Raw genomic sequence first — 11,966 nt, 5'->3', positions numbered from 1 at the left:
GAGTGCAGTCGGGGTGTCCGGATGTCGCGGACACCCCGACTTCCATGTTGGGCACTGCGGCGCAGGGTCCGTCGTGGGCGTCGGGCCGGCCGGCACCGGCCGACGCCGTCGAGCCGGGCGTCACAAAACACTCGGGTACGCAGATGCTGCGCGTCTTCCTCGCTGAGCGTGGTCTCGGCGAAGTCGATGACGGCGAGGTGACCGAGTGAGTCGCGCAGCGCAACAGCCAGGGCCCCTCCAAGATCTGTCGCAGGTCCGGGTTAGCCTCCCCGCGATTTCTGCGGAGGGTGCGAAGTGGACCGGTTCGGACGCATGGTGGCCGCGTTACGCAGTGGACAGACGGCCCGTGCCGATCAGCTACGGGCCGAGGCGCCCGGCGCGCTGCTGCCTCGATGGACTGCCGGCGAACCGTTAAGCCCGGCGCTGCGGCAGGTGCATCAACTCGGGTGCTTGGTCAAGGCGGTTCGCGTGGACGACACGTACGCCTGGGCGATGGCGGACAGCAGCATCTACCGGATGCCCCTTGCCGGCGGCGAGGCGCAACGGCTGCGCCTGGAGGGCAGGCGCGAGTCCTTCTACTGGGAAGCCGTGTTCGACGGTGCGACAGTCGTCGCCGTCGAGGACGAGCGGCTGCTCGTGTGGGACCTCGTGACGGGGAGGCTGCTACTGGCGACCGATCCGGATGACATTCCCCTCCGCGCGGGGCCCCTGCGGAGCCTCGGGGTCGGTGCCGGAGTGGCGGTCACCGGCACCGAGGGCGGATATCTACTGAAGTGGGATCTGGCCGACGGTCGGCTGCTGGGCAGGACCGCCGCCCACAGCGGTGATGTCAACCGCGTGGCGATCAGCACCGACAGCGCTCCGATCGTGTTGAGCCTCGGCGGCGAGGACAGGTTCACGGTGACGCTGTGTTTCCATGACCTCGACGGGTTGCGTCGCACCGGCGAGGTGGCGGTGCCCGAGCCGGCGGGTTGCGGCGGTTGGACGGTGCTGGACGGTCAGCGGCGGGCGGTGACAGTCGCCGAAGACGGCCTGCTGACCGTCTGGGATCCCGTCGCGGCGGCACCGGTGGCACAGTTTCCCACCGCGGCACGCATACGTGAGGCGCTGGTCTTCATCGCTGACGGGGCCTGTGTGGTGCTCGACGAGGACTCGGCGCTGCGCATCATGGACCTTCGGGACGGCGCGGTGCGCGGGACGATCCGGACTGACTTCACCCAGCGCGTCGGCATGGTCGCCGTGCACGGCACGTTCGCCTTCGCGGCACAGGGCGGCAGCACCGAGGGGCGGACCAACCTCCTTGAGTTGACCGATCCCCTCGCGCAGGACGACAAGGACCGGCCGTACTTCCGAGACGCTGTCCCTGCCACGATCGACGGGCGGCCCGCGATCATCGCGGTGGAAGAGGGCGGCTCGTTCGAGGTCATCGACGCGGCCGATGGGCGGAGGTTCGGCGAGCCGGCCGGCGAACGGAGAATCACACTCCGGACCGCAGTCTGGTACCCGAGACCAGGAGTTGTCACCGTAGGCGAGCGGGACCTCCTTGTCGTCATGTCGGAGTGTGGCCCGACAACCGTCGACCCGGACACTGGCGATACCCACACCGCGCCCGAGTCGTCTCTCAGCCCAGCAGGACCGAGTTTGATCGCTACCCGCAACGGCCTCATAACGGCGACAAACGACAAAGGTGTACTCGCTGTCTGGGACGCGGCCACCCTGACGCTGCGCGCTTCGCTCCAACTGGCCGAGGCATACGGGACGATCTCGCTTGCGCTCGCTGACCTGCAAGGCCGTACCGTCGTACTGGCCGGCACCGCAGGCGGCGGGATTCGTTGGTTCGACAGCGCCGACCTGACCGAGATCACCCCCCCAGGCCGATTCGCCGAGCGCCCCAACCGCACCGCCGTCAGGGGTCGGGACTGGCCCGGCCCGGAAGCCGTCACGGCATTGGACGTGTCCGGCTCCGTCGTGCTCCTGGCCGTGGACGACACCGTCACCTGCGCCGACATCGCCACCGGGGAGCCGTCCGGACCGGCCCTGACCCATCCGAAGGAGGTCTTGGCGATACGGCCAACGGTCCTCGACGGTGTTCCGGTGGTCGCCACCAGTTGCGCCGACCGGACTCTTCGGGTCTGGGAGATTGGGACAGGCCACACGATCTGGTCCGTCACCCTGCCCCAACAGGTCAGCCGGATCGTCTCGGTCGCTGCCGACCAGATCATCGTCCTCACCGAGGGTCATCTGGTCGCGGTCGGCCCAGGTCCCATGATCGTGTCTACCTGAGAATATCTCCCTGACTGGCGGTGCGCCGTGCCGCGACTGCGCTGTCGCCCGCAGATCTTGGACAGTTTCCGTTACGCCGTAACGGAAACTGTCCAAGATCTGCATGATCCGCTCGTGCATCTTGGTGCCGGGGCGGGGCATCCCGCTGTTCTCCCCGGTCGGACCGTCCCGGACGTGTGGGCCGCAACTTTGGCCGCCAACCACGGCGAAGGGGTCGTGCCGTGCTGGCCCACGGATCAGGAACAGTGCGGCTGACCGTCAGCCACTTGGGTGTCGGACTGGGTGTGCGATGACGCACAACCGGGGCGGCGATGGCTAGGCTGAGCTGAGCAGGATGGTCCGCTGAGGGGGTGAGCCCGGATGGCCCAGGCAGCGCTCGAGCCGGAGCCGGCGCCGCAGCCCACCGAGCCGTCGTTCGACGTGCTGCGGTGGCACGACGAGCCCTGGACTGCGCAGCTCGCCCTCGACCTGTTGCCGGAGACCAACGGCCCCAAGGTTGAGGTCCTGAGCGGAAGCGTGATCGTGACACCACATGCCGGGTACGACCATCAGGACGCGGAGCTGGATCTCGCCTATCTCCTCAAGCAGGCGGCCCGTCGCGCGAAGCTGTGGCTCTATCTCGAGACGAACATCGTCTCGGGCGAGGATCTCTTCATTCCGGACATCGTCATTCTCGACGCGCCCGGCGGCGGTCGCACGACGATGGACATCGGGCACGCCGTGCTCCTCGGGGAGATCGTCTCCCCCGGAAACCGACGCAAGGACATCATCGACCGCCCGCGTGAGTACGCCGCCGCACGCGTGCCCTTCTTCCTCCGGGTCGACCTGCGCAATCGGGTGCCCACCATCGCGTTGTACGAGCTGACCGAGGGGGAGTACCGGCCGGTGGCTGCCGCTGCGGCCGGGACGCGCTTCGTCATGCGGGAGCCGTTCGAGTTCTCCATCGATCCGGCCGACCTGCTGGGCGAAGAGGCGCTGCCCGAAGCGTCGCCGGAGGGCGACGGCTGAGGCTCCCAGCGGGCGTGCAGCGGGGGTGGGGAAGAATGGCCGGGTGACTACCCCCCGCGACCTTGTTCTGCTCGGGTCCACCGGCTCGATCGGCACCCAGGCCATCGACATCGTCCGGCGCAACCCGGACCGGTTCCGGGTGGTCGCCGTGGGCGCTGGCGGCGGCAACGTCGAGCTGCTCGCCGCGCAGGCCCTCGAACTGGGCGTCGAAGCGGTCGGGGTGGCGAAGGCGTCCGCCGCGCAGGACCTGCAACTCGCGTTCTACGCCGAGGCGAGCCGGCGCGGGTGGGCCACCGGCGACTTCAAGCTTCCCAAGATCGTGGCCGGCCCGGACGCCATGACCGAGCTGGCGCAGTGGCAGTGCGACATCGTGCTCAACGGGGTGGTCGGCTCGCTGGGCCTCGCTCCTACGCTGGCCGCGCTGCGCGGTGGTCGTACTCTCGCGTTGGCCAACAAGGAGTCGCTCGTTGCCGGCGGCCCGTTGGTCAAGGCCGCTGTGACGCGGCCGGGGCAGATCGTCCCGGTCGACTCGGAGCACTCGGCGCTGGCCCAGTGTCTACGCTCCGGTTCGCGCGGCGAGGTGCGTCGGCTGATCGTCACGGCCAGCGGCGGCCCGTTCCGGGGTCGACGGCGCGACGAGTTGACGCAGGTCACACCCGAGCAGGCGCTCGCACACCCGACCTGGAACATGGGGCCGGTCGTCACGATCAACTCAGCCACCATGGTCAACAAGGCGCTTGAGGTGATCGAGGCGCACGAGCTGTTCGACGTGCCCTACGCCGACATCACAGTGATGGTGCACCCGCAGTCGGTGATCCACTCGATGGTCGAGTTCGTCGACGGGTCGACGATCGCCCAGGCCAGCCCACCGGACATGCGGCTGCCGATCGCGCTCGGCATCGGCTGGCCCGACCGGGTGCCCGAGGCGGCCACCGCCGTCGACTGGACGGCCTCGCACACCTGGGAGTTCGCGCCGCTCGACGACGAGGCGTTCCCGGCCGTCGCCCTGGCCAAGGCCGCCGGGGAAACCGGGCGCTGCCGGCCGGCGATCTACAACGCGGCGAACGAGGAGTGCGTGGCCGCGTTCGCGGCGGGCCGGCTGCCGTTCCTCGGCATCGTCGACACCCTCGAACGCGTGTTGGAGGAGGCTCCGGACTTCGACGAACCAGGTACCGTCGAGGACGTGCTCGCGGCCGAGTCGTGGGCACGCGCGCACGCGCAGGAGATCATCGCGGGTTCGGTGGAAGGAGCTTGATGTCGTACCTGCTCGGGGTGGTCCTCTTCGCCCTGGCCATTCTCATCTCGGTGAGCCTGCACGAGGCGGGTCACCTGCTGACCGCCAAGGCGTTCGGGATGAAGGTCACGAAGTACTTCGTCGGTTTCGGCCCCACCGTCTGGTCGTTCAAGCGCGGCGAAACCGAGTACGGCCTCAAGGGCATCCCTCTCGGCGGCTTCTGCAAGATCGTCGGGATGACGCCGCAGGACGACGACGTCGAGCCGGGCGACGAATCGCGCGTGATGTGGCGCTACCCGGTCTGGAAGCGGACGATCGTGATGGCCGCCGGGTCCATCACGCACTTCGCGCTCGCCCTGGTCACCATCTGGATCCTCGCCGTCTCCGCCGGCCTGCCCAACCCCGACTTCCCGACCACCGACGCGCAGGCCCGCCAGGAGCCCGCCGTCATCCAGCTCAGTGAGTGCGTGGTTCCGGAGAACGCGGTGCGGGCGTGCACCCCCGCCGACGCGGCCAGCCCGGCCGCCCAGGCGCAACTGCGCAACGGGGACCGGATCACCTCGGTCAACGGCACCCCGATCAACTCCTACGGCGACCTGCTCACCACCCTGCGCGGGCTCAAGCCGGGCGACACCGCGCAGATCGCGTACGTCCGCGACGGGCAGCCGGGCACCACCAGCACTGTGCTCGCGCAGACCCAGCGTCCGCCGCTGAACGACCCCAAGGGCGCCGCCGCACCGGTGGCCGCGCTCGGCGTCGGGCTCGTCCCCAGCACCCCGACCCGCGTGACGTACGGCCCGGTCGGCGCCTTCGGCGCCACCGCCGACTTCACCGGAGACCTGGCCGTCGGCACCGCCCAGGCGCTCCAGCGCCTCCCGCAGAAGGTCCCCGCCCTGTGGACCGCCCTCACCGGCGGCGAGCGGGACGTCGACACCCCCATCAGCGTGGTCGGCGCCAGCCGACTCGGCGGCGAGGCGGTGGAGAACAACGCCTGGCTGGTCTTCTTCATGCTCTTCGTGTCGCTGAACTTCTTCATCGGCGTGTTCAACCTGCTGCCGCTGCTACCGGTGGACGGCGGCCACATCGCCATCGCCTGGTTCGAACGGGCCCGCTCCTGGGTCTACGCCCGGATCGGCCGGGCCGACCCCGGCCGGGTGGACTACCTCAAACTGATGCCCTTCACGTACGTGGTGATCCTGATCGGTGGCGCGTTCACGCTGCTGACCATCGCCGCGGACGTCGTCAACCCCATCACGCTCTTCTCAAGGTGAGTGCCTGAAGTGACAGCTATCAGTCTCGGTATGCCCGCCGTGCCGCCCCCGCCGCTCGCTCCCCGTCGGGCCAGCCGCCAGATCATGGTCGGTTCGGTTCCGGTCGGTGGTGGTGCGCCGGTGTCCGTGCAGTCGATGACCACGACCCTCACCTCCGACATCAACGCGACCCTTCAGCAGATCGCCGAGTTGACCGCGTCCGGCTGCCAGATCGTCCGGGTGGCCGTGCCCTCGCAGGACGACGTCGAGGCGCTGCCCGCGATCGCCAAGAAGTCCCAGATCCCGGTGATCGCCGACATCCACTTCCAGCCCAAGTACGTCTTCGCCGCGATCGACGCCGGCTGCGCGGCGGTGCGGGTCAACCCGGGCAACATCCGGCAGTTCGACGACAAGGTCAAGGAGATCGCTCGCGCCGCCGGGGCGGCGGGGACGCCGATCCGGATCGGCGTCAACGCCGGGTCGCTGGACAAGCGCCTGCTGAGCAAGTACGGCAAGGCCACCGCCGAAGCGCTTGTCGAGTCGGCGCTGTGGGAGTGCTCGCTGTTCGAGGAGCACGGCTTCCGCGACATCAAGATCTCGGTCAAGCACAACGACCCGGTCGTGATGATCCGGGCGTACCGGCAGCTCGCCGAGCAGTGCGACTACCCGCTGCACCTCGGCGTCACCGAGGCCGGGCCGGCGTTCCAGGGCACCATCAAGTCGGCGGTCGCCTTCGGCGCGCTGCTGGCCGAGGGGATCGGCGACACGATCCGGGTGTCGCTGTCCGCCCCGCCGGTGGAGGAGATCAAGGTCGGCAACCAGATCCTGGAGTCCCTCGGTCTGCGTGAGCGGGGCCTGGAGATCGTTTCGTGCCCGTCCTGCGGGCGGGCCCAGGTGGACGTCTACAAGCTCGCCGAGGAGGTCACCGCCGGCCTGGAAGGGCTGCCGGTGCCGCTGCGGGTCGCCGTCATGGGCTGCGTGGTGAACGGCCCGGGCGAGGCCCGGGAAGCCGACCTCGGCGTGGCCTCCGGCAACGGCAAGGGCCAGATCTTCGTCAAGGGGCAGGTCGTCAAGACGGTGCCCGAGGCCCAGATCGTGGAGACCCTGATCGAAGAGGCGCTGCGGATCGCCGACGAGATGGGCGCCGAGCTTCCCGAGGAGCTGCGCGGGCTGGTCACCGGCCCGACCGTCACCGTGCACTGATCTTCCATTCGGACACAGCGGCCGTTCCCCGTGCGGGGAACGGCCGCTGTGCGTTCGTGCTGATCGTGAGCTTGTGCGCTTGTGCGCTTGTGCGCTTGTGCGCTTGTGCGCTGTGGTGCCGTGCCGTGCCGTGTGTCCTGCCGTGCCTCGCCTTGGCGTGGTGCGGCCTGGCGTGGTGCGACCTGGCGTCACTCGGATTCGGCGAGGATCGCGTACAGCTTGCGCCGGGTCTCGTCGAGCACCTGGGCGGCCCGCTCACGCTGGTCGTCGGTGCCGTTCATCATCACCTGACGCAGAGCGTTCATCGCCTGTGCGCCGGAGTCGCGGATGTCGTGCCAGCTACTCACCGTGCCCTGGGCGACGTCCGCCCACGGCGGGGTCTGCGCGGCCTCGGTGGCCTCCGCCTGACCGGCCTCGGTGACAGTGAACCGCTTCCGCCCACCACCGGACTCCTCGGTGCTGGCGACGATCACGCCCTCGTCCTCCAGGAGTTGGAGGGTGGGGTAGATCGAGCCCGGGCTCGGCCGCCACGCGCCGCCGGTGCGGGAGTCGATCTCCTGGATCATCTCGTAGCCGTGCATCGGCCGCTCGGTGAGCAGGGCCAACACGGAGGCTCGGACGTTGGGGCGTCGGCCCCGACCCCGTCCACGACCCCGGCCGCCCCAGGGGCCGCCGTGTCCGTGCTCGTGGCCATGACCGTGCGGACCGGGCGGGACCGGCGGGAAGCCGAACCCCCGCATCCGGGCCTCGTGCATCGGGTGGTGCTGTCGGTGGAACCTCATCGGGTTCTTCCTTCCGTAGGACTATCGCTGATGCATCAACGATATATCGGCAATGCATCGTCGACAACCCTCATTTACCAAACCGTACGTACGTCTTGTTAGGGTGTCCGTCATGCACCTGCTTCCCCCGCCGGGTCCGGCCCGGGTCCTCACCCTCGGCACTCTGGTCAAGACCGTCGGACGGGGCCTCTGGCTCGTCGCCAGCGCGCTCTTCCTCACCCGGTCGGTCGGCCTGTCGGCCACCGAGGTGGGCATCGGGCTGACCATCTCGGCCCTGGTCGGTGTGTTGACCAGCGCCCCGAGCGGCTACCTGGCCGACCGCGTCGGCCCACGCGGTGTGCAGGTCGGCGCGCTGTTCGTCGCCGGCACCCTGACCGTCGGCCTGATCACCGTCCGGTCGTTCCCCACGTTCGTGCTGGTGGGAGCGGCCACCGCGCTCGCCGACGCGGTCGAGCGAGGTGCCCGCGGCGCGCTGATCGCCGGAGCGATCCCCGCCGACCTGCGGGTCCACACCCGCGCCTACCTGCGAGCCACCACCAACGTCGGTATCTCCGTCGGCGCCGTCCTCGGCGGCTTCGCCATCGCCGCCGACACCCGAACCGGATACGTCGCGCTGATCCTGGCCTCGGCGGCGACATCACTGGCCGCGGCGGTGGTCTTCCTTCGACTGCCCGCCGTCGCCCCGGTCGCCGCCCCGACGCACGGCCCTCGGCTGGTCGCCCTACGGGAACGCCCGTTCGTCGCCTTCACAGTGGTCGACGGGCTGATGTCGATGCACTTCAGCCTGCTCACCATCGCCCTGCCGCTGTGGATCGCCGGCCACACCCGGGCCCCCGCCTGGATGATCTCCGCGTTGACGCTGGTCAACACCGTGCTGGTGGTGCTCCTTCAGGTACGCGCCGCGGCTACCGCCGCCACAGTGCCCGGAGCCGCCCGTGCCGCCCGCCGAGCGGGCGTGGCCATCGCCCTGGCCTGCGTACTCTTCGCCGCCAGCGGCGCGCTGCCCACCGCCGGCGCGGTGGGCCTGCTCGGCCTCGGCGCGCTCGCGCACGTCACAGGGGAGCTGTGGCACTCCGCCGCAGGCTGGGGGATCTCCTTCGGGCTGGCACCAGCGGACGCCCAGGGGCAGTACCAGGGGACGTACGGCATGGGCTACGAACTGGGCAAGATGCTCGCACCGGTCGTGGTGACCACCCTCGCGCTCGGCTGGGGCGTACCTGGCTGGCTCGTGCTCGCCGCCCTGTTTCTCCTGCTCGGAGCCCTGGTGCCCCCGGTCGTCCGCTGGGCCGAGCGGACCCGGCCGAACAGCGCACCCGCAGAACCGGTGCCGGCCTCGCCACTCGACCGGCGGAGCGGGGGGTCGATCTGGCAGGCTGATAGTCGTGCTGACGGTGCCGGTACGCCAACTGGGGGAATCGGAGCGCCGCGCGGTCGAGCGACTGCTCGACCATGACCCGTTCGCGGGCGCGCAGGTCGCCGAGCGGATCGCCGCGCGCGGACTCTCGTGGTGGCGCGCCGAGGGCAGAATCCTGGGGTACGGGGCTCGCCGCAACCTCGAGTCACTCTGCTGGCTCGGCGGCAACCTGACCCCGGTGCTTGCCAGTGACGCCGCGGTCGCTGCCTTCGCCGACCTGCTCGCGGGCGAGGAGCGGCTCTGCTCCTCCATCGTCGGCCGCGCCGATGCCGTCCTCGGGCTGTGGAACCGCCTCTCCGACACATGGGGGCCAGCGCGAGACGTTCGGCCCAATCAACCACTGCTGGTCACCGACACGCTGCCACCCGTACCGGCCGATCCGGAGGTACGCCAGGTTCGCTCGGGCGAGGTCGACCGGCTCTTCCCGGCGGCGGTCGCCATGTACACCGAAGAGGTCGGCGTCTCCCCGCTCGCCGAGGACGGCGGACGCAGCTACCGCCGGCGCGTCAACGACCTGGTCCGGACCGGTCGCGCGTACGCCCGCGTCATCGACGGCAAGGTCGTGTTCAAGGCCGAACTGGCCGTGGTGACCAAGCGGACGGCGCAGATCCAGGGCGTCTGGGTGGCACCGGAGTGGCGAGGCCGGGGGATCGCCACCGCAGCCATGGCAGCCGTGGTCCGCGATGCGCTGCTGCGGGTCGCCCCCACCGTCAGCCTGTACGTCAACGACTTCAACCTCCCGGCACGCCGCGTCTACGAGCGCTGTGGCTTCCAGCCGATCGGCACCCTGGCGACCGTCCTCTTCTGACCGCTGCGAGGTGGGTGCGGGCGCCCTATCCGTGCAGATCTTGGACAGTTTCCGTTCGCGCGGAACGGAAACTGTCCAAGATCTGCTGGCAGCCACCGACCGGACCGCGTCATCCGGATCCGGCGGGCACCGGACATCGCCGCATCCACTTCCGGCAGGCACCCGGCATCGCAACGGTGCGCGACCACTTCCGGCGGGCAATGGCATCGCCGCATCCGCGTCCGGCCGGCACCCGGCATCGCCGCATCCCCTTCCCGCGGGCGCCGGCGTCGTGGCGGTTTGCGACCACCGACCGTGCGCCTGCCGGACACGGAAACGGAAGTGCCGCTGGCCGGCACCCCGGGTTGCGGGTGCCGGCCAGCGGTCGGTGTCGTGCGGTGGTGTCGCCGTGCGGTGGTGTTGCCGTGCGGTGGTGTTGCCGTGCGGTGGTGCTGCGTGCTTGTTTGCGATGGTGCTGTGGTGCTGTGGTTCAAGCGTGCGGGGTCAGCTGTTCCAGTGCTGGGCGACGAGGTCAGCGGCCTGCTGCTCCCACTGGGCGTAGGCGTCCGGGTAGGCCGACACCTGCACCGTCTGCGCGGCGTCGGTCAGCGCCATGTCCTGCCACCCGTCGACCTGCTTCAGACCCTTGAGGAACGCGGTGGTGGAGTAGGCGGGGTCGGTGATCTGCTCCGGCGTACCCCAACCCGAGCTCGGGCGCTGCTGGAACAGGCCCAGCGAGTCGTGGTCGTTCATGTCGCCCAGGTGACCCAGGTTCTCCAGCTTCGACTCCTGCAGGCTCGTCGCGATCGAGATGACCGCGGCCCGCTCGGGCAGGCCGGCCTTCTTCGTGGCGGCGATGATCGCCTTCACGTTGGCGCTCTGCTCGTCGTTGAGGCTGATCCGGGACTGGTCGCCCTGCGGCTTCGGCGCGTTGGTCTGCACGGCCACCGCAACGGGCTTGGCATCCACCGGGTTGGCGTGGGCGGCGATCGGACCGGCGAAGACACCACCGGCGAACGCGAGACCAGCAACAGACAGAACGCTCTTACGGAGAATGGTGTTCATGGGGGTAGCTCCTTCGGGGGTAGAACACCCACACACACCGATAGGGGGAACGGCGGTGATGGGTGTGAGCACCTCGTCCGGCGCTGCACAAACAAAGGGGGAAAGTCTGAGGGGGTGACGCCCGTGGGGCGTCGGGGGTCGGCGACCTGCCGAGCGGGGGGCTCGTGGCGCCGGGTCCCTGTGTAACGACCGGCGGGCCGGGGTCATTCCGGGGTCGGCCCATCTGCCGGCACCCGCATCGTGGCGGTACCAGGTGGTCGTTCGTGGCGACTGTAACGACCGGGGGGCCGAGGTCATTCCGGGGTCAGCCCATCCATCGGCACCCGCATCGTGGCGGCACCTGCGGTCGTTCGTGGGGACTGCAACGACCGGGTGGAGGCTGGCATTCCAGCCTGCGCGACCAGCCCTCAAGCGTCCGGGCGGCGGGTCGGTGGTACTGCGATCGTCAGGGTATGTAACGACCCCGCCCCGGCCATGATTCCGGCCCACGGGTGTGCCCGGTCACCACCCACCAACACCCACCGACGGACAAACCACCCACGCCCGCCGGAGCCACGGCGCCGAACCGGCCCTCACCCGCGTGATCCACTCGGGTTCACGGAAGTCGGGGCATCCCGGACTCCCGGACCCCCCGACATCAAGGAACCCGAGTCGATCAAGAAGCCTCTGATGGCGTCTCGATTGGCTGAATCGCCGTAGATCGGGCAAAACGCCTCGCGTGCTGGCGTCGCTGGAGTTCTGCCGGCGCCTGACCCGGGCCTGCCGGCGCGCTGACCCGCGCTGTCGGCCCTGACTTGCCCACCGCGCCGGGCTTCGACCCGGCCTGTCGGCTTAGACCGGGCCTGTCGGCTTCGGTTCGGCTGTGTCGGCTTCGGCCCGGCGTGCCAGCTTCGGTGTGCCGGCTTCGGCCCGGGTGTCGGCTTCGGCCCGGGTGTCGGCT

10 protein-coding genes are annotated in these 11,966 nt (G+C 70.0%); 8 read left to right on the top strand and 2 right to left on the bottom strand.

Annotated elements, in window-relative coordinates:
• The first annotated feature begins 44 nt into the window (after positions 1-44).
• The 6 genes from OG598_RS19780 to ispG all read left to right on the top strand — a co-directional run bounded on the left by OG598_RS19780 (position 45) and on the right by ispG (position 6,978).
• Positions 45-209: a hypothetical protein gene (locus OG598_RS19780; protein ID WP_328655511.1), complete on the top strand. Its 165-nt coding sequence runs from the start codon at positions 45-47 to the stop codon at positions 207-209.
• 85 nt (positions 210-294) lie between these two features.
• Positions 295-2,283, top strand: a complete 1,989-nt coding sequence (locus OG598_RS19775; RefSeq protein WP_328650540.1) for a hypothetical protein — start codon at positions 295-297, stop codon at positions 2,281-2,283.
• A 360-nt stretch (positions 2,284-2,643) separates the two neighbouring features.
• On the top strand, positions 2,644-3,291 hold the full coding sequence (locus OG598_RS19770; RefSeq protein WP_328650539.1) for a Uma2 family endonuclease: 648 nt from the start codon (positions 2,644-2,646) through the stop codon (positions 3,289-3,291).
• Between the two features lie 43 nt (positions 3,292-3,334).
• Positions 3,335-4,546, top strand: a complete 1,212-nt coding sequence (gene dxr / locus OG598_RS19765; RefSeq protein ID WP_328650538.1) for a 1-deoxy-D-xylulose-5-phosphate reductoisomerase — start codon at positions 3,335-3,337, stop codon at positions 4,544-4,546.
• Positions 4,546-5,796, top strand: a complete 1,251-nt coding sequence (locus tag OG598_RS19760) for a M50 family metallopeptidase (protein WP_328650537.1) — start codon at positions 4,546-4,548, stop codon at positions 5,794-5,796. Before dxr ends, OG598_RS19760 begins: the two co-directional genes overlap by 1 nt.
• Before the next feature lie 9 nt (positions 5,797-5,805).
• The gene (gene ispG, locus OG598_RS19755) at positions 5,806-6,978 is read left to right on the top strand and encodes a flavodoxin-dependent (E)-4-hydroxy-3-methylbut-2-enyl-diphosphate synthase (RefSeq protein WP_210787026.1); all 1,173 of its coding nucleotides are present in this window, start codon (positions 5,806-5,808) and stop codon (positions 6,976-6,978) included.
• A gap of 188 nt (positions 6,979-7,166) precedes the next feature.
• Here ispG and OG598_RS19750 read toward each other — a convergent pair whose 3' ends face one another.
• Positions 7,167-7,760 carry a PadR family transcriptional regulator gene (locus tag OG598_RS19750; RefSeq protein ID WP_327032438.1) on the bottom strand — a complete coding sequence of 198 codons (594 nt, stop codon included), beginning with the start codon at positions 7,758-7,760 and terminating at the stop codon, positions 7,167-7,169.
• 112 nt (positions 7,761-7,872) lie between these two features.
• On the opposite strand from OG598_RS19750, the gene OG598_RS19745 reads away from it, so the two are divergent.
• Both OG598_RS19745 and OG598_RS19740 read left to right on the top strand, forming a co-directional pair.
• Entirely contained in the window at positions 7,873-9,213 is a 1,341-nt protein-coding gene (locus tag OG598_RS19745) for an MFS transporter (protein ID WP_328650536.1), read from the top strand.
• Positions 9,143-9,982, top strand: a complete 840-nt coding sequence (locus OG598_RS19740; protein WP_328650535.1) for a GNAT family N-acetyltransferase — start codon at positions 9,143-9,145, stop codon at positions 9,980-9,982. Before OG598_RS19745 ends, OG598_RS19740 begins: the two co-directional genes overlap by 71 nt.
• 483 nt (positions 9,983-10,465) lie before the next feature.
• Here OG598_RS19740 and OG598_RS19735 read toward each other — a convergent pair whose 3' ends face one another.
• Positions 10,466-11,026: a hypothetical protein gene (locus OG598_RS19735; RefSeq protein WP_328650534.1), complete on the bottom strand. Its 561-nt coding sequence runs from the start codon at positions 11,024-11,026 to the stop codon at positions 10,466-10,468.
• Between the last annotated feature and the right edge of the window lie 940 nt (positions 11,027-11,966).

The organism is Micromonospora sp. NBC_00330, from assembly GCF_036136635.1.
Lineage (GTDB): Bacteria > Actinomycetota > Actinomycetes > Mycobacteriales > Micromonosporaceae > Micromonospora > Micromonospora salmantinae.
Note: the sequence above shows the minus strand (reverse complement) of the source record. Positions and strands in the feature narration are given on the sequence as shown.